The organism is Cupriavidus metallidurans CH34, assembly GCF_000196015.1.
GTDB lineage: Bacteria > Pseudomonadota > Gammaproteobacteria > Burkholderiales > Burkholderiaceae > Cupriavidus > Cupriavidus metallidurans.
Genome location: NC_007972.2, coordinates 16,434 through 34,139, shown reverse-complemented (window position 1 = coordinate 34,139; position 17,706 = coordinate 16,434). Strand labels below are relative to the sequence as shown.

The 17,706-nt window shown below is 60.1% G+C and carries 17 protein-coding genes and 3 pseudogenes; 6 read left to right on the top strand and 14 right to left on the bottom strand.

Features of this window, described 5'->3' with window-relative positions; translation table 11 throughout:
* Positions 1-12: 12 nt before the first annotated feature.
* The 3 genes from merA to merT form a co-directional block, all read right to left on the bottom strand.
* A complete protein-coding gene (merA, locus tag RMET_RS31020; RefSeq protein ID WP_003158917.1) occupies positions 13-1,698 on the bottom strand; it encodes a mercury(II) reductase in 1,686 nt (561 codons plus the stop codon).
* A 71-nt stretch (positions 1,699-1,769) separates the two neighbouring features.
* Complete coding sequence (merP, locus tag RMET_RS31015; protein WP_003131987.1) at positions 1,770-2,045, bottom strand: mercury resistance system periplasmic binding protein MerP; 276 nt, start codon at positions 2,043-2,045, stop codon at positions 1,770-1,772.
* A 12-nt stretch (positions 2,046-2,057) separates the two neighbouring features.
* Positions 2,058-2,408 carry a mercuric ion transporter MerT gene (gene merT, locus RMET_RS31010; RefSeq protein ID WP_006224622.1) on the bottom strand — a complete coding sequence of 117 codons (351 nt, stop codon included), beginning with the start codon at positions 2,406-2,408 and terminating at the stop codon, positions 2,058-2,060.
* A gap of 71 nt (positions 2,409-2,479) precedes the next feature.
* On the opposite strand from merT, the gene RMET_RS31005 reads away from it, so the two are divergent.
* The gene (locus RMET_RS31005) at positions 2,480-2,914 is read left to right on the top strand and encodes a mercury resistance transcriptional regulator MerR (protein WP_003131969.1); all 435 of its coding nucleotides are present in this window, start codon (positions 2,480-2,482) and stop codon (positions 2,912-2,914) included.
* A 32-nt stretch (positions 2,915-2,946) separates the two neighbouring features.
* Here the strand turns inward: RMET_RS31005 and RMET_RS31000 are convergent.
* A pseudogene (locus RMET_RS31000) lies at positions 2,947-3,276 on the bottom strand (recombinase family protein); the annotation flags it as partial.
* Positions 3,277-3,514: 238 nt separating this feature from the next.
* Here RMET_RS31000 and RMET_RS30995 point away from each other — a divergent pair.
* The 4 genes from RMET_RS30995 (at position 3,515) to RMET_RS33380 (ending at position 5,531) form a co-directional block, all read left to right on the top strand.
* Positions 3,515-3,793, top strand: a complete 279-nt coding sequence (locus tag RMET_RS30995; RefSeq protein ID WP_011342941.1) for a hypothetical protein — start codon at positions 3,515-3,517, stop codon at positions 3,791-3,793.
* Positions 3,790-4,074 (top strand): type II toxin-antitoxin system RelE/ParE family toxin, encoded by a 285-nt coding sequence (locus RMET_RS30990; protein WP_011342942.1) that lies wholly within the window; start codon positions 3,790-3,792, stop codon positions 4,072-4,074. Before RMET_RS30995 ends, RMET_RS30990 begins: the two co-directional genes overlap by 4 nt.
* A gap of 406 nt (positions 4,075-4,480) precedes the next feature.
* The gene (locus tag RMET_RS30985) at positions 4,481-5,041 is read left to right on the top strand and encodes a chlorite dismutase family protein (RefSeq protein ID WP_011514928.1); all 561 of its coding nucleotides are present in this window, start codon (positions 4,481-4,483) and stop codon (positions 5,039-5,041) included.
* A gap of 133 nt (positions 5,042-5,174) precedes the next feature.
* The gene (locus RMET_RS33380) at positions 5,175-5,531 is read left to right on the top strand and encodes a cupin domain-containing protein (protein WP_012435589.1); all 357 of its coding nucleotides are present in this window, start codon (positions 5,175-5,177) and stop codon (positions 5,529-5,531) included.
* 558 nt (positions 5,532-6,089) lie between these two features.
* Here RMET_RS33380 and RMET_RS30980 read toward each other — a convergent pair.
* The 6 genes and pseudogenes from RMET_RS30980 to RMET_RS30955 all read right to left on the bottom strand — a co-directional run.
* A pseudogene (locus RMET_RS30980) lies at positions 6,090-8,375 on the bottom strand (Tn3-like element IS1071 family transposase); the annotation flags it as partial.
* A 183-nt stretch (positions 8,376-8,558) separates the two neighbouring features.
* Complete coding sequence (locus RMET_RS30975) at positions 8,559-8,774, bottom strand: hypothetical protein (protein WP_011229369.1); 216 nt, start codon at positions 8,772-8,774, stop codon at positions 8,559-8,561.
* A 53-nt stretch (positions 8,775-8,827) separates the two neighbouring features.
* Complete coding sequence (locus RMET_RS30970) at positions 8,828-9,661, bottom strand: ExeA family protein (protein ID WP_008651548.1); 834 nt, start codon at positions 9,659-9,661, stop codon at positions 8,828-8,830.
* Positions 9,658-11,097, bottom strand: coding sequence for an IS481 family transposase (locus RMET_RS30965; RefSeq protein ID WP_008651549.1), 1,440 nt, complete (start codon positions 11,095-11,097; stop codon positions 9,658-9,660). Before RMET_RS30965 ends, RMET_RS30970 begins: the two co-directional genes overlap by 4 nt.
* Before the next feature lie 111 nt (positions 11,098-11,208).
* Positions 11,209-11,754 carry a transposase gene (locus tag RMET_RS33375; RefSeq protein WP_124682078.1) on the bottom strand — a complete coding sequence of 182 codons (546 nt, stop codon included), beginning with the start codon at positions 11,752-11,754 and terminating at the stop codon, positions 11,209-11,211.
* Positions 11,755-11,882: 128 nt separating this feature from the next.
* Positions 11,883-12,527: pseudogene (locus RMET_RS30955) on the bottom strand (DUF4158 domain-containing protein); the annotation flags it as partial.
* Positions 12,528-12,814: 287 nt separating this feature from the next.
* Here RMET_RS30955 and RMET_RS30950 point away from each other — a divergent pair.
* The gene (locus tag RMET_RS30950; RefSeq protein ID WP_011514926.1) at positions 12,815-13,165 is read left to right on the top strand and encodes a hypothetical protein; all 351 of its coding nucleotides are present in this window, start codon (positions 12,815-12,817) and stop codon (positions 13,163-13,165) included.
* Between the two features lie 57 nt (positions 13,166-13,222).
* Here the strand turns inward: RMET_RS30950 and RMET_RS30945 are convergent, their stop codons facing one another.
* The 4 genes from RMET_RS30945 to RMET_RS30930 form a co-directional block, all read right to left on the bottom strand.
* Positions 13,223-14,254 carry a hypothetical protein gene (locus RMET_RS30945; protein ID WP_150982636.1) on the bottom strand — a complete coding sequence of 344 codons (1,032 nt, stop codon included), beginning with the start codon at positions 14,252-14,254 and terminating at the stop codon, positions 13,223-13,225.
* A gap of 121 nt (positions 14,255-14,375) precedes the next feature.
* A complete protein-coding gene (locus tag RMET_RS30940; protein ID WP_029306746.1) occupies positions 14,376-14,861 on the bottom strand; it encodes a hypothetical protein in 486 nt (161 codons plus the stop codon).
* A 1,132-nt stretch (positions 14,862-15,993) separates the two neighbouring features.
* On the bottom strand, positions 15,994-16,266 hold the full coding sequence (locus tag RMET_RS33365) for a hypothetical protein (RefSeq protein WP_011514922.1): 273 nt from the start codon (positions 16,264-16,266) through the stop codon (positions 15,994-15,996).
* 74 nt (positions 16,267-16,340) lie between these two features.
* On the bottom strand, positions 16,341-17,609 hold the full coding sequence (locus RMET_RS30930; protein ID WP_011514921.1) for a DUF5623 domain-containing protein: 1,269 nt from the start codon (positions 17,607-17,609) through the stop codon (positions 16,341-16,343).
* Positions 17,610-17,706: the final 97 nt, after the last annotated feature.

Here is a 17,706-nt window from a genome sequence, read left to right as displayed (position 1 = left end):
ACCTCCTTTTTCTCACCCGGCGCAGCAGGAAAGCTGCTTCACATCCTTGTTGAAGGTCTGCGCCGCGAGCTTCAACCCCTCGACCATCGTCAGGTAGGGGAACAACTGGTCGGCCAGTTCCTGCACCGTCATGCGGTTGCGAATGGCCAGAGCCGCCGTCTGGATCAGTTCACCCGCTTCCGGCGCGACCGCCTGTACGCCGATCAGCCGATGGCTGCCTTCCTCGATAACCAACTTGATGAAGCCGCGTGTGTCGAAGTTGGCGAGCGCACGCGGCACGTTGTCCAAGGTCAAGGTGCGGCTGTCGGTCTCGATCCCGTCGTGGTGGGCTTCCGCCTCGCTGTAGCCCACGGTCGCCACTTGCGGATCGGTGAACACCACGGCCGGCATTGCGGTCAGGTCGAGCGCCGCATCGCCGCCGGTCATGTTGATCGCGGCACGGGTGCCGGCCGCTGCCGCCACATAGACGAACTGCGGCTGGTCGGTGCAGTCGCCGGCCGCGTAGATGTTCGGGTTGCTCGTGCGCATGCCTTGGTCGATGGCGATGGCACCTTGCGCATTGACAGTGACCCCCGCTGCGTCCAGCGCGAGGCTGCGCGTGTTCGGTGTCCGACCGGTGGCAACCAGCAGTTTGTCGGCGCGCAATTCACCGTGCGTGGTGGTCAGCACGAATTCACCGTCCATATGGGCGACCTGGCTGGCTTGCGTGTGCTCCAGCACCTCGATGCCCTCGGCACGGAAAGCGGCTGTCACCGCCTCGCCGATGGCCGGGTCTTCACGGAAGAACAAGGTATTGCGCGCCAGGACCGTGACCTTGCTGCCCAGCCGGGCAAAGGCTTGCGCCAGCTCCAGCGCCACCACCGACGAGCCGATTACGGCAAGGCGTTCGGGAATGGTGTCGCTCGCCAGGGCCTCGGTGGAAGTCCAGTAGGGTGACTCTTTCAAGCCCGGAATCGGCGGGACCGCCGGGCTGGCACCCGTGGCGACCAGGCAGCGGTCGAACATCACGACGCGCTCGCCACCCTCGTTCAAACGGACGGTAAGGCTCTGGTCGTCCTTGAAGCGCGCCTCACCGTGCACAACGGTGATGGCCGGATTACCGCCCAGGATGCCTTCGTACTTGGCGTGCCGCAGTTCGTCGACGCGGGCCTGCTGCTGGGCCAGCAGCTTACTGCGGTCAATCGTAGGCACAGTTGCCGCAATACCGCCATCGAACGGGCTTTCCCGGCGCAGATGGGCGATGTGGGCGGCGCGGATCATGATCTTGGACGGCACACAGCCGACATTGACGCAGGTGCCGCCGATGGTGCCGCGCTCGATCAGCGTGACCTGCGCGCCTTGCTCGACGGCCTTCAGCGCCGCCGCCATCGCGGCTCCACCGCTGCCAATGACCGCTACCTGCACCGGGGGCTCGTTGCCACTGTGCTTTTCGGCGGCGGCCATCCATCCCCGCACCTTGTCGAGCAGTCCGACGCGGTTGTCCGCCAGTGGCGCATCGGCTAGCGTTGCCTTGTAGCCCAGTCCGGCCACGGCGGCAGTCAGCGCGTCCGGCGATGTGCCCGGCACGATGGCGAGTTGCGCTGTGCCCTTCGGATAGGACACCAGCGCCGACTGCACGCCTGGCACTTTTTCCAGCGCTTCCTTGACGTGCGCCGCGCACGAGTCGCAAGTCATGCCGGTGATTTTTAGATGGGTCATGCAACAGATCCTTTATCGTTTGTGGCGCCAGACAATGACGTCCGTTGTGCTGCGGTGCCGTTTTCAGTGACTCACTGCTTGACGCTGGACGGATAGCCCGCGTCTGCGGTTGCCTTGGTCAGCTTCTGCACGCTGGTCTTGGCATCGTCGAAGGTGACGACCGCTTGGCGTGTCTCGAAAGTCACGTCAACTTTGCTGACGCCTTCGACCTTGGAAATCGCCTTCTTGACAGTGATCGGGCAGGCGGAGCAGGTCATGCCCGGTACGGACAGCGTGACGGTCTGGGTGGCGGCCCAGACGGGGGCAACAACGGCGGCGAGGGCGAGGGAGGCAAACAGTTTCTTCATGGTGAACTCCGATCAGTAGAAAAATGGCATGACGTAGGGAAATCCGAGCGCGACCAGAACCAGCGCGGCCACGATCCAGAAAATGAGCTTGTAAGTAGCTCGCACTTGGGGAATCGCGCAGACCTCACCCGGTTTGCAGGCCGCTGCCTGCCGGTAGATGCGCCGCCAGGCGAAGAACAACGCCACCAGCGCCACGCCGATAAAGATGGGGCGATAGGGATCCAACACCGCCAAGTTGCCGATCCAAGCGCCGCTGAACCCCAAGGCGATCAGAACCAACGGCCCGAGGCAGCAAGCCGAGGCGAGGATGGCGGCAAGCCCTCCAGTGAAGAGCGCGCCGCGCCCGGTTTTTGGTTCAGACATGCGCTTGTCCTTTCGAATTGAAATTGGATAGCGTAACCTTACTTCCGTACTCATGTACGGAGTCAAGCGATATGGAAAACAATTTGGAGAACCTGACCATTGGCGTTTTCGCCAAGGCGGCCGGGGTCAATGTGGAGACCATCCGTTTCTATCAGCGCAAGGGCTTGTTGCTGGAGCCTGACAAGCCCTATGGCAGCATCCGCCGCTATGGCGAGGCGGATGTAACGCGGGTGCGCTTCGTGAAATCAGCCCAGCGGCTGGGCTTCAGCCTGGATGAGATCGCCGAGCTGCTGCGGCTGGAGGATGGCACCCATTGCGAGGAAGCCAGCAGTCTGGCCGAGCACAAGCTCAAGGACGTGCGCGAGAAAATGGCTGACCTGGCGCGCATGGAGGCCGTGCTGTCTGAGTTGGTGTGCGCCTGCCATGCGCGAAGGGGGAACGTTTCCTGCCCGCTGATCGCGTCACTACAGGGTGGAGCAAGCTTGGCAGGTTCGGCTATGCCTTAGCGTGCTTTATTTTCCGTTTTCTGAGACGACCCCTGGAACAGAAACTCGCCCGAGGGCGTCGTGGTATCCAGGTTCTCCGTCAGCGAGCGGAACGCCACCTGCTTTTTCTTGAGCGAGGTCACGATGGCGAGCAAGTGCGACAACGAACGGCCGAGCCGGTCGAGCTTCCACACGACCAACACGTCGCCAGGGCGAACGAATTCGAGCGCCCGCGCCAGGCCCGCGCGGTCGTCCTTCGCGCCGGAAGCATGATCCTCGAACAGATGCCGCGCATCGACGCCGACGGCGAGCAGCGCATCGCGCTGCAAGTTCGTGCTCTGGCGGTCGGAGTCCGACGACACGCGCATGTAACCTACCAACATAAGCGGAAAACCATTAAGACGAGGTTTCCGTATGGTAGCGTCTGGCGACAGAGTTTTCCGCACAATTTTGCGGCCACTCGGAGGTTGGTGCAGAGGACCGTTGAAGGCCTGTCGAAAAACAAATGTTTTCCGACAGGCCTTGGCCTAGCGCACGCCCGCCTTGCAGCGTTCTGTGAATAGCGCTTAGTAATGACGGCGTATATACTTTGTTAGTATCAAGTGGCAGGAGGCCCCGATCATGTCAAAACAAGCCGTTTTCACGATGAAGCTGGAGCCTGAGTTGCGCGCCGAGTTTATGGCCGAAGCCGAGGCGGCCCATCGCCCGGCGTCGCAAGTGCTGCGCGAGCTGATGCGCGAGTTCGTTCAGCGCCAGCGCGAGTCGCGCGAGTACGACGAGTTCCTGCGCCGCAAGGTCGAAGCCGGCCGGGCTTCGATGCGCGCTGGATTGGGGCGGTCGAACGATGAAGTTGAGGCCGAATTCGCCGCACGGCGTGCCAGTGTGGCGAGCCAGGCGTGAGGGTTGTTTGGACGCCCGAAGCGCAGCAAGACCGTGCCGATGTGTGGGACTACATCGCAGCCGACAATCCGCGCGCGGCGGCCCGGATGGATGAGATTTTCAGCGACGCGGCCGCCCGCTTGATCCAGCACCCCATGCTGGGCAAGCCGGGAAAGATTCCCGGGACCCGCGAGTTGATCCCGCACGAAAGCTATCGCCTGGTGTATCAGATCGACGGCGAAACGGTGTGGATACTGACGCTGGTTCATACTGCCCGCCTGTGGCCGCCTGTGCGCGATTAAGATATGATCATGGCAACAATGAAACGGCGCGTTGACAGACTGCTTTCGAGCCAGACCGCGGTCGGCGGCAGGCGGCCAGTTGCGGACGGTCAAGCATCTTCCCGGTAGCGGACGTTCAATAGTGTCTCTGACCTGCTTCGCTCCCTCTATGAAGGGAGGTCGCTGGCCCATCCGCGCACTCACAGCCTGCCAGTAGGCGCAAATTGGCAGCGCTCCGTCCGGCAGCGCACAGACTGCGGCCGTACGTCCGCGTAGGTTCGCTTCAGCAGTTTCGATTCGAAAGTTCAATGTGATTGCTGCGGGCGGTCGTCGCAGTTGCGCGGAGGCGATGATGCACAAGCACGGGATCGGCAGATAGGTTCTTCGAAGCTGCAAGAGTTAAAACATTCACACATGAAAGATTGAAATGGATACACGATTATTTGCTTTCGTCGGCGCAGACATTGGCCCTTGGCGGATTGTCAGGGCCGAAACGAGAGTTGGCGAGCCCCTGCCTGAAGCCAAAAGGCTCAACGTCGTATCCGCTTCAGAGTTGCAGTCTGAAACCAATGCACCCTGGATACTTCGTGGAATAACCAGCAATGAACGATATGTCATGCGCGCAGAGAAGAATGAAATTGTAGCGAAGCAGCAAGGTCTGGCGCGCCCAGAAGCAACGTGCGGTGCGCTAATACCGATCCGGAAGAACGCAGCTTGGTGGGAGCTCACGCAAGACGAACGCCGGAGCGTTTTCGAACAGTCGAAGCACGTCCAAATCGGGCTTCAGTATTTGCCTGCAGTAGCGCGCAAGCTCCACCACTGCCGCGACCTCTCAGAGAATGAACCGTTCGATTTTCTGAATTGGTTCGAATACGCGCCAATTCATGAGGTTGAGTTCAACAGGCTGCTTTCCGAACTGCGTGCGTCAGAGGAATGGAAATACGTCGACCGAGAAGTCGATATTCGTCTTACGCAAGCACAGGTCTAACCCGCCGATGAACACGGACCCCCAACAGCGGCGCGTTGCGCCGCCGTTTCGGGCCGGTTATCGGCAACGTAGAACTCTCGGATACAGTTGTTCTGTAATAACTTCTCAAGCCAAATTGATTTTTGGAGTGGATATGGAAATGGAATCAAGAATATTTTCGGTAACAGAATATATTCGTCCGTCTGACGGCGAACCAATTCGTTCAGTGGTTCTGGAAACCAAGGACTCAGCAGTTGTTGTTTGGCATGCCCATCCTGGGCAAGAAATAACCGCTCATGTTCACCCGGACGGCCAAGATACTTGGACGGTTATCTCTGGAGAGGCTGAGTATTACCAAGGAGGCGGCAAAGTCGCTCATCTAAAGGCTGGAGATATTGCCATAGCAAAACCTGGCCAAGTGCATGGCGCTCTAAATACTAGTCCAGTGCCGTTTGTATTTGTCTCAGTGGTTGCATCTGGCAACGCGGGTTTTGCGTTGGCTGAAAAATAGTCTTTCTCAAATGTGTGCCCCAGAGAGTTCTAACCCATCCATCAACACGGACGCTGCGCGATGAAGCCGCGCCGCGCCGGCTAACTCCACGTTGAGCGTCAGCTTTCCATATGTCTGGGGGTCTGCAACGGGTCGGGTGCCGTCGCGTGCGCAGTGTCAAAGCTGACATGACTAATACATGAGATGGGCTGATGCTCGCCGTCCGGTCAGGCAGCTGCCCCCCTGCAGGACTCACAGCAGTTGTATGCCACCCGTCATCCGAGACGTCAGTCGGCCTCATCCAGACCGGAACAATCTGGACGTGACGTCCGGCTGGCATTGCCGTGATCGAAATGGCGGCTAGTGACACGACTGTTGGGTCTACCCCATCGACCGGGCGCGGGACAAGCCACGTTGATCGGCTGACGGAATTTTCGGCGGTTCCGGCTTAGAACCCCAATAAGTGACGGTACGAAAAGCTAGCACTGGCGCGGAGGTGGTGTTGGTAGATCGTTGATTTCATTGACTTTCCTGTTCACTTTCAAATCTGCGATTCGTGGCGTCAAACCGTGGTCGGTTTCATCCATTGGTGCCAGTTATCGATGCATTTGGCCGCGAAGGCAGGATTTGGTCAGCATAGCGGTCAACCGGGAAGCGAAACACACCCCGCAAGTTGATGCTCTCCAGCCTGGTGGGCGCAATCTTCCCGATCAGTTCCGGTGGAATGACCTGGCGGCGGTTCGACCAGCGATCCAGGACCGCCTGCATCTGTGAGGTATTCCACGCCATCACGATGTTGGCCATCAGGCTCAACGCATCGGCCACAGCCTGCATTTCATCGACACGTTTGGCCTGCGCCGGGCTGATCCGGCCGGTATAAATGGCGCGCTTGAGGGCGTTAACAGCCTCGCCCCGATTGAGCACCCGGCGCAACTCGTTCCTGAAAGCGTCCTTGACAAAGTAGTCAGCCAAAAACGCCGTACGCAGCAACCGCCCCAATTGCACGCCAGCCTCATAGATTGGATCGCCCTGGGCGGCAGAACCGAACCGCGCAAGAGCTGCCACCGCACTGGCATGTCCGCTCATGACCGAGGCTGCCAGGTGCACCAGACTATCCCAATGCTTTTCGATCAAAGCGACGTCGACATTGGCTTCGCACACCGCAGCGATTTCTGCGGGCACTTTGGTGCCGCGTGGCACAAAGAGGTGGCGCTGTTTGAGTTCCTTCAACCGCGGGCAAAGATCAAAACCAAGCAAACGGGCATGTGACATGGCAAAGTCGGTGTAGCCATGGGTATCCACAGCAAGCTGGCTGGTCTCCAGCTTTTCTTGGCGGATGACACCTTCAATGGCCACGCCCGCCTGGCGCTCATTGAGCACAAAGGGCTGCGCATGGAAGATGCCCCACCGGTCTTTTACATGGGAGTAGATTCCAATGGAAGGTGTGTTGCGCCGAGGATCAAGCCGGGCTTGCCACACCCGTTTGGTGGTCTCCATGCTCATCATGTCAGAAGATGCCAAATCGGACCGCCCCCAGGTGGCGGCAATCGGGTGTCGCTGCATGAATTCCAGCACAGCCTGGCAGGCCTGGCTCAGACGCCGTTCGTCCCGCGCCCAGCGCATGGCCTGGCGAATGCTGGTGGCAGACAATTGCGGAATCATGCGCGCGCATTCGACCGCAGTCAGACTGGTGCCGTGGGCCATGATGCCGGCATAGACCATCAGCAGCTCGTCGGTAGAGCGCGGCTCACGTCCGAGCATGATCCAGCTAAAGCGCACCTGGGCGTCAACGGCCAGAATCACTTCCGGCAATTGAACCTCACCGATGCGGTGATCCAAAGCCGCGCGCAGCTTGGTCACTTCTGGGTCTTCGTCCTCTGCGGGCAATGGCGACAAATGGAGTTCATCATCCACGCGCAGTACGCCACTGCGGGCTGCAGCGGCCACCGCATCGACACCGGCAGTTACTCTGGCCAGCAAAGGCTTCAAGAAAGTGGCAGCCTTGCTGGGTAACGATAGACGGGCATAGTGTTTCTTGGACTCTGCCTGCCAACGCTCGTCCGTGAAGAACAAGCGCGCACGACCCCGAAAGCTCAGGCTGTGCTCAATCCAGACCGAGCCATTGCGCACCGCGCGGCGCAGGGCAAACAGGGTGGCCACCTCCAACGCCTGAAACGCCCGTTCCCGGTCTGGGCTGGAGATCGAAACCTGCCAGATCATTCCCAGACTTGGTGCCACCACTTCAACTGGCAGCTTTCTGGATCCTTTGAGATATAAAGCTTGCAGCTTGGCAAGGTACTCGATGGCAGGATGCTCGCCGGTGGCCTGCCAGGGCAGCTTTGCAATGGCGACGAGCAACGACCGCACGGGGCGAATTCCATCAATCAATCCCTCGCGGACCAGGGAGGCCCTGCTCGGTGGTTTGCGTTTCTGGGTTTCGGTGATCAAGGCTTCAAGACGGGCACGCAACTCAGCATCTGGCACCGCACCTTGCGCGCTCAAGGCAACAAGTTCGCCGAGCAGCGTTTTGTACATTGCGGCCCAATTGACGGTAGCGGGGACATCGGCGGCAGCCTGACGCCACAGATCGGCGATCCGGCGCTGCACCATAAGGATCAACTGGTCTGTGGTGGTGAACAGGCAATACCGAAGAAAGCATGCGACCTCCACGGTGCGCGCTGGCTCTTTGATCTTGGCTCCGGCTGAGGGCGGCCTGGAGACAAGTCGGCGCGCGTAGCGGCGCAAGATGAGATCGGGGATGTCTGCCAGGTGCTTATGAACGTCCAGCGTGTAAAGCAGGTCGATGCGCTCCAGTACCTCGCTGATTTGGCGGGTTGAGTGTTTCGCCGGTGCAGCCCATATGTGCGTGAGCACGAGATTCGATGGATGCGCGAGCACGGTAATTGATGGTCGGCTGCGGCACCGTCCATCACCAATGTTGCGTGCCGTCGGGCAACGCTGATGGACGTGGCGATCTATCGCGGTGGACCGGATGCGGAGCAGCGGCACTGATGTAACAAGGGGCCCGGCGGGCCCCTTGTTACTGGATCAGAAGTCGTTATCTGCGAGATCGCCAAGGCCATCAGGATGCTCCTGCCGATCTTCGGCCAGCCACTGGGCCAAGGCCAATTGATAGTGAGCATGCAGACGGTCGCGCAGATCGTCGAGCAATTCGATCACAGCCCAGGCCTGCGCGGGCGTCCAGTTGGCATCAATGAGCAGGGGCAGCCCCTGGGCGATGCCGGATGGCTGGTGGAAGGTCATGGTGATGTCGTCGTTGTGTTGATGGACGTGGCGGCGATGGCCAACGGCGCCACTCACCGCCTGGCGCGGCGGTTCAGGGTTGCGCTGTAGGTTTCCAGATAGAGCTTCTCGTCGATCTGCGGTAGCTCCCGCTGCGCGGCCTGGGCCAGAAGCTCGCCCGCCAGGTTCATCAGGATGCGGTAATTGCCGGCGGCGTGCTCACACAGGGTCTGGCGCAATGGCATGGTCATCAGGGTGGCGTTGCCGGCGGCGGCCAGCAAGTGGTCCAGGCAGGCCTGCAGCTCGTCGATGCTCGCACTCTCCAGCGCCAGACGGCAGCGGATGCGGCTGCCCAGCGGGATCAGGTCCTCGCGGCTGAACTTCTCCGGCAGGCGAGCGTCGCCGGCAAGCACCACGCACAGCAGCAATTGCGAGTCGAAGCGTGCCTGTGCGAGCAGGCGCAGTTCCGAGAGGGCTGGCACCGCCATCTCCTGGGCTTCATCGATGAGCAGCACGCAGCGGCGGCGGCTGGCCTCCATGTGGGTGAGCCAGCGCTCGCGCAGCGCCTTGAAGCCGCCCCAGCGATTGTGGGGCTTGAGCGGTACGGTAAAGATGTCGCTGAGCTCGCGATAGAAGTCCGCCAGATTGCTCTGTGGGTGAGCGATCGAGCCGACCATCAGATCGGGGACGCGCATGAGGCGCTGATGGAGCAGGCGCAGCGTGACGCTCTTGCCGCAACCGGGGTCGCCATGCACCATGGCGAAGCCGCCTTCGCGGGCCATACCGTTCTCAATGCGCCAGCAGAAGTGATCGAGCTTGGGTGGCACGAACACGGCCTCGACGGGGATGTCCTGGGCGAAGGGGTTGAACTTCAGACCGTACAAGGCCAGCAGGTTGGGTTGATTCATAGCTTGGTGGGTGCGGGTGGGAGATAGGCCGGCGGCAGGCCGGTGGCGGCGTGTTCGGCGAGCAACTGACGCAGCAGCGGCGCAGTGCCAGCCTGCGCGGGTTCCTCGTTAGCAGGCGAGGCACCCTTGGCCGTGAGATGCGCGCGCCGTGCGTCGGCATTGGCAGACTTGTCCAGCGGGAACACGGCGGCCAGGATCGCGCCGATGCGCGCATCGATCAGGTCGACTTGGGAGAGATCCCAGCGCGCGTAGCTCAGGCAGACTTGCTCGAGGTGGCGGTAAGCGCCGGGGATCTCGAAGCGCACGCCGTCCAACGTGAAGGTGCCGTCGGTTCTGCGCTGGCGGCGATGCTGGCGGATACGGAAGGCCCGGCGCAAGGCCAGCGCCTCGGGACTGGGGCGCGAGACGTCGGCACAGGACAGGTAGCGCTGCAGAGGCGTCGCCTCGAGTTCGGCGTGTTCCTTGTGGTGGTATTCCTGCTCGACCCAGGCCTGCGTGGCGAGGTTCAATTGCTCCAGGGTGAGGTGCGACTCACCTTCGAGCATGGCCATCAGCCGGGACTCGAGCTGTCCCCAGAAGCGTTCCTGCTTGGCATTCTGGTATGGGCTGTAGGGCAAGGTAGTCTGGTGCAGGATGCCCAGACTGGCCAGCCCCTCGACGAACTCGTCGGCCATCATGGCTGCGCCGTTATCGGTCATGATGGCCCGCGGCAGCCCTCGCTTCATGATCGCCTGCGAGACGCCGTGCACCAGCGAGGCAGTGGTCTCGTCGAGGAACCACTGCAGGTGGCAGACCAGCCGCGAATGGTCGTCCATAATGCAGAGCAGCAGCGGCTTGTGCCACTGCCCATCGGGGGTGAGCACCTTGCGCGAACCATGGTGGAAGTCCAGGTGCCAGAGCGCGGCCACGTGGTCGACCTCGTAGCTACGCACCTCGCGTGCCTCGCGGCGAGCCGCAGCAGCGATGGCCCCATCCGTGCTCGAGCGCGGGGTTGGCTTGCGCACCAGACCCTGCGCCTTCAGATACCGGCACACCGTGGTGTAGGACGGCAGCGTGTCCGGGCCATCCTTGGTCGCGACGCGCAGGTTGTCGTAATGCAACTGCATGGTCCAGCCGGGGTGCTGACGGTACTGCTCGACCAGCGCTTCGATGATGGCTGGGCTCAGACTGACGAAGTGGCCGCAATCGTCGCGCAGTCGGTTCTTGAGTTGATCGACCGGATCCTGGACGTGACGGGCCCGGTAATACCAGCGTTCGATGGAAGACGCGCCGAACTGAACGTCGGCGCCGGTGATGGGGTGCCGCCAGACCTTGGCGGCCAGTGCCTGGAACGCTTGCTGCAATTCTCCTTTGGCAGGCGGCGAAGCCAGCAAAGGGCCAATGACCGAGAAGCGCAAGCGCGCCCATCGGTTGCGATGATCAATCGATAGTGACATGACTCTCCGTTGGGGGGATAACGGGAGCAGGCTACGGGCAGTGCGGGTGACCCGCCATCGACATGTTCTGCGGGAGATTCCCCTATCTGGCGCATCCCTCAGCCAGCGTGGTCAGGCCGGGCCCAGCAGCAGAAGCAACACCGCGGCCAGACGCTCGTCTTCGCTGTCGTGCTCGACCGATTGCAGCAGGCAGTCGGGATAGATGAACGGCTCGGGCGTTGGCGGGATGAGGCCACGCAGCCACCGACCGACGGGGGTCTTGGGGAAGGTCTCGGTCCACCACTGACGCCAGCGCTTGAGCGTGGCCCAACTGATCGCCGGCAGGCCGTCCAGGCAGGCGCCAGTGGCACGGCTCGATCGCAGTACCAGGACAATGGCCAGCCAGACACGCCGGCCGAGAAAGCGCACCGAATCGGGCGTCATGCGTTTGCGGCATCCGGCACAGCACAGGCTCAGGCGCGTATTGCAGTCCGGGTGTGCTGCCGGTGGGCATCCGCGCGGCTTACGCGGATAGTTGGCACTGTGCAGCACAGAGCCGCAATGGCAGCAGCCCCTGTCTCGCGCCACCTTCATCAAGTCTTCGTCGATCCGGCGCAACAGGGCAAAAAACGCTGGCGTTTGTAGCAAGGCATGGCACACTGCTGAGGTCTCCTTCATTGCTCGACACAATAAAGGCGACATCTTCCCTCAGGCGCGTGCATGCACGCTCCCTGAGGGAACCCCTCCAGCGTCCATCACCGTTCTTGCTCAAATCCCCACGCTTTCGGCATCACGAAAGCTGCTTATGCACACCATAGCCAACTCTGCTGGGTTTGTCCATCTGGGCGCAGCTCTGAAACTGAGGCTCGCCAGCGATCAAGTGTTGCTGGATCAACGCTGGCGGCGATGGCGGTGCCTGTTTCAACTTCAAGCTGGGCAAGTGCCGCCGCAATCAGTGTCCGAATTGCCCGCTCGTGCACGATCACCAGCTTGTTCTTGTACAGCCATTGACGCGCCCGCACGAGTAGCTGATCGCGGTCGGCGCAGCGCGCCACTTCGTCGCGCAGTTCACGTACCAGTGAGCGGCGCTGGTGCTCGCTCATCCACTGGAATCCAAGGACCGTGCAGGCTACTTGTTGGTGATCGAATAGCGTGCGCCCGCGTTCATACATGGCTCTCAGCGAGGCGACTTCTGGTGCTGCAATGCCAAGCTCGTTGCCAAGGTGGCGCCACAAGGCTACTGGAATTACCCGAAAGGCACCGAGCAAACGCCCACTCATGCGCAGGAAACCAATATGGAGCGCCAGACCAAGCTTGTGGGAATCACCTCGGCGTGCATTGATTGCGTCGCGCTCGGCACCATCGAAGGTGAAAAATGCCTTCATCTCGAAGTCGCTGATATCGCGGGGGAGCCCACGCATCCCCAAAAACGTTGTGTGCCAACCCTGCATCGTGAACCTCAAAAGTGGGAGGCCACCATACCCGTTTACAAAGCGAACAGGAAAGTCAATGAAATCAACGGTCTACCCAGACCACCCCCGCGCCAGTGCTAGCTTTGCGTACCGTCACTTATTGCACTGAAAACGAGGAGACCCCATGCCTCCACGCACGCGCAAATCAACAGAGAACACCGCAGACATATAGGCGGATCCCTGCCCTGCGCCACACACAACGCGTGGAGCACAACGCTCACCAGCCCAGGTCCGACCATGAGGCTTAGTACATCACGCAGGTATTCATGACCGTTGAAAACTTCTGGATTTTGTTCGTAGCTGGTGCGACCTCCGCTGCAAGCAGCGTCGGCTTCTTGATTCAAGTATGGTCAGCTCGGAAGACCGCCTTGGAGATCGAGAAACTTAAGCTCGAAATCGCTGCACTACGAGAAGCTCAGCGAAGCGCCCGTAGCCGGATAGCCCTTCCAACCTCCGAGGAAGTCAAAGACGTCGTGCGGGCTCAGCGCCATTACACGCGCGATAAGGCGCCGTCATCAGGGAATCGGCCGATTCAAAGTGAATATGGCATTCTTGGCGTGCTGCTCGGCATACTGGCATTGGCGGGCTATCTCTTGTGGAAGCACTTCATCGGGTGATTGCCATGCCACCATCGCGAAAGGCTCAGAGCCGAGCGGATTGGCGTTGACACTTACCTAAGGTCGCCAAAATGCACGGCTTCTCCCGGCCACCGAGCGTGGTCCCCAAAACTTGAGCAACGACATGCTCGCAGCTAATCCACAGGCCACACCGAGCAACACCAGGGCTGGCTCATCGGTCTTGGGACTATCAAATAGCTTCAAAAGAATTCCTACCACCATGCAGGCAATGACCGGAAACCAGTAGCGCTTCCAGTCAAGCCTGAAGGGTTCGATATCGTGGATAGTTCGGGAAACCAACTCCGCATCTGATCGCTCCTTGCGGGCGAGCTCATCAAGGTCAAGAGCCCTGTCTTCCTCAGCCGAACTGCGGGGCTGGTTATGAAAATTACGTTGACGAACGGCTTGTATGACTAGGTCCTTGTCGGGCATGTCGACGAGCTCGCGCCAGCGAGCTTCTTTCACGCCATAAGCGCGCATCATCGCGCTCGATACCTCTGGCCGTCTGAGAACTTGCACGTATCGTCCATCCAATATCGCCAGCCATTCCTCCCCCTCATCTGGCTTAACGATGGTAATGCGGTCTGCGTCAGGGTACATCGCTTCACTCACCCACGCAGCAATTGCAGGCTGGTCGTGGGCACGCATGAACGCGACACGGTGTTTTCCCTCGTGCGCGCAGAGAATCCCCAAAGCGCGATACCAGATGTAGTGGACGTTATCTATCGAACCGAACGTTTCCGCATATTTCTTGATACGGCTAGGGACTTCAGCAGCAGCTATGTCTTCCGGTTTTCCCTTGATACTCGCCCCCAACACGAACCTGGGATCGACAAAGGCCTGGAAAGGCCGGCTATGGCCATCCTCCCACCTCAAGAACGGGATTACAACCTCCAGGAACTCGTCACCCCAAAAGGCGCACGTCCCCGGTCCTCCCATCCAATCATTCAGGTAGGCCTGACCAACAAAGCGGCGCGCATGTCTGTCAAGGGTGATCTTCAAAGCGCAGAGGGCCGCAGATGCTTCCAGCATGCCTGACGATACGCCAAGCTCTAGCTGCTGCGGCTCAACAACTTGGAGGTCTGTCATAAAGAATCTCGGATCCTGATGCGCAGTGAATGCGCAGGGTTGGTGTCCATTTCGCCGAGCTTGGTCGTCGCCATGCAAATCCGGCTGGATGGCCGCTCGTGCGGCCATCCCCTCGACTTCGTTACGGCAGCTGAACGGTCACCTTCAGGGACGCTCCGTTCGATCCACTAAGCGACATCGATTCCGACTTGCCGCTGGCCAGGTTGAAATGGCTCTCGGCGCTGGCGCTATCAACGTCCGGCAGCTCGATGTAGCAGCCCCCCTGCTCCACCTTGTCCATCTTGCGAAGGCGCGTGTTGACTGCGACAACGTTCGCAATCACGCGCGTCCCATCGTTGATTTGCTTGGGATGCACTGTGACCGTCGTTCCTTCGAAAACCGTGGCACGCTCGATGCTCGGCTTACCGCTGCCATCCACCTTGCAGGATCGTGCGTAGCTAATCGTCCTGCCATTAGAGGTGACCGAAGGCGCGAGCGTCGACACCAACGCTTCTTGCTTCCCCGAAGGGGTTTCGATCGAGAGTGTCATGGACGGTGTGCCCACGTTTGCCGCCATCACCGCTGCCGAGCCAGACAGGAGGCCCGCAAACAGGAGTGTCTTCTTCATGATTTTTTCCGTTTTCTTAGTTGACAAGTACTGCATTACGCAGTCTATTTACTATCGGCTCAAGTCAAGAAAAAGTTGAGGTCCGGAGCGTTCCTGCCGGTCGATACGTACCCTGCAATAATGGGGAAAAGCACAATGGACGCCAAAACAAAGCCACGACAGTTTCGCACTCAAGAAAGTCTCCAGGCAGAGCGACGTAGCCGAAATCTCGTCAAGCCATTCCTTGAATCGAGGGGCTTCGTTGCCGTTGACGACAACAGACGTCCGGTAGGCGAGGCCGAATCACAGACCGTCAGCGCGACTAGCCCCTCAGGGACACGCATTTCGGCCCGAGTCCGATTGTGCTGGCGGTATCAGCGCGGAAAGCCCGAGACCATTTCAGCCGCCCAACTGCGCGCACGCCTTACCGACGATGACTGGGATCTCACGCTTTCGGAAATCCGCGACAGAGCAATGGAATCTGGCGTGACCCATTTTCTCCTGTTACAGCCACGAGGCGATGGTTTCGATTTTGCCGCCCTTCTCCCCGTTGCCGATGTTCCTCGCATATGGAGAGCACAGTGCGAAACGAGCGAGTCTCTGATTGCCACCGGAAAGCTCGGGCGAATCCGGAAGAACCACGCCAAAAACGGCGGCAGCCCAACGCTGTATCTGAAGGACACAAGGACACCGGACGCCCACGCGGTGCCGGATGTCCTATGGTCGTGGCCTGGCGTAAGCGACTTGTGCTCGTTGCAGGAGGTTGGAGGGGAATCGCCTTTCGGTCCGATTGACGACACGCTGGATGACCTACAGGCGCCCTCGCCTGCCGCGGCCGGTAGCGACAGCCCTGAAAGAAGGACTGCAGAGCGCTCGTACGTGAAACGCGATGACCGCGTCCGGCGTCAGGTATTGGACCGCGCTGATGGCGTCTGCGAGAATCCGACGTGCAGCATTCGTGCGCCCTTTCCAAGCTTCCTGGACGTGCATCACATTTTCGGCGTCGAAACTAGCGACCGAGCGTGGAACTGCGTTGCAATCTGCCCAAATTGCCATCGAGCCGCTCACTATGCTCCGGACAGGAGCGCCATCAATGAAGAGCTGCTGCGTGTCGCCTCTCGAGCTGATCATGAAGCGACGTAGGCACGTGCACTCAAGAAGTGGCACCGTTTTTCAGCTTGTTTCGAATCTCGATGGTAACTGCGCAATCGACTTCATCGTCCGAAGTAAAACATCCAAACGTCCGATGCCATTCGGCTTCTGGTAACCACTTGGCGCAAAGGAGTGCCTCCACCGAAGCGAGGTCCGTTCCTTTGTGCCAAACGTAACGCCCGCGATATCGGCCTCCGCCTTCGTCGATGATGCGAAGGGAATAGACAGCTGCGTCGTCGAGAACCAGCACACCTACCGGAAACTCATCCGCCATTGGCCCCTCCCATTAGTGCCGCGCAAAAGTGGGCAGCGCCCTGCCTAGCGCCGTCGCCTGCCCACACCGTGGCGTTACGAAGTCTCCCTCTTCAGCGCGGCCTCCACGATAGAAAGGCTGTTTAGCACGAACTCTCTCGGCCGACAGGATTGGTACCCAGCAGACAGAATTTCGCGTACACGCCGCACTGCCGCGAGCCTGGAGGGACCGTCCAGAAGAGGCCTGCCATTTGCGCCTCCGTAATAAAGATCCAGACTCTCGCCAAGGCCTGCCTTGTGCTCCAACGAAATCCAATTGTCCAACGTGGATCGGACTTTTCCTACCGCCATCGTTTGGCGGTACTCAAGATCGGAGACCAAAAGCGCCTTCAGCAAATACGCAGCCTCGCGGTGGCTCGACACGCCCATTGGTTTGGCTGGCCGCCATAGCGACCGGCTTCCTCCAACAGCGTTGCCGTATGGCAAGGCTCCATTGCGAATAAGGCCCGGCACAGCCGGCATCGGCCGCCGCCGACGGGGCCTATCCAATGCGGCACGCGCGGGACTGACAAATTCACTGTCGTAGCTGCCCACCTCCCACGTGCCAGGAGTACCGTTCGTTAGCCGTGCGATGGCATCCGCCACACTGGTTGCGACAGTTTCGTTATCGCAGAAGAAAAAAGGAACCGTCAGTTGAGGGGAGTAGAGACCTTCCCACGCGGGGCGAACCATCGTCATTCCATTGCGCTCTGACCAACTGGCACGCTCCGCAAGCTCCGGCTTGTTATACGGTTCGTCCATATAGATCCAATCGCCGTTGCGGTCGATCCACAGGGAATAGTGATCGGCACCAGGCAACGTCTCGAATCGCGAAAGTAGCGGCCAGCGCTCCCTTTGGGTGGTAGCCGGACGCAATCCAGTCGCAGCCAAGAAACGCAGCGTCCGCGCCGCAGCTTCCAACGTTTCACGAGCGCCCTCTTCCTCCCGTGGGATATCGAGCTTTAACTCAAGATGATCCTGGGCCTCGATGCGAAAGCCGGCTAAGTGCCTGGCGCTCATGAGCTGATGCCTGGATACAGTCTGATCAAGGGGCTTGGACAGCTGGACTGACAAAGTAAGCCGGCCGCGCTCGAAATACTCGCCTCGCGGCTTGACCCAATAGGCCGTAAGGTGGGCCGTATGATTTGTGTCAGCGACCACGGGTGCCGACAGCACAGATGAGGCATGGCGGAAGTTCTGGAAGCCGGCTTCCTTGGCGGCCAAGTCCAGAGCCAAGCTATGGGAAATCTCGTGCTCGCGCTTGATCTCGATGCCCAAGCGCTTGATTCCAGCCACAGTAGAGGGAGGGGTAGAACGACGACTCATGACGATCTCCAGCCCGGATTCAAGCGTCACCCGTCAACCGCTTAGCCCAGGGCCAAAAGATAGCCATGGAAGAATACTCATGAGGACGCAGTGCCGT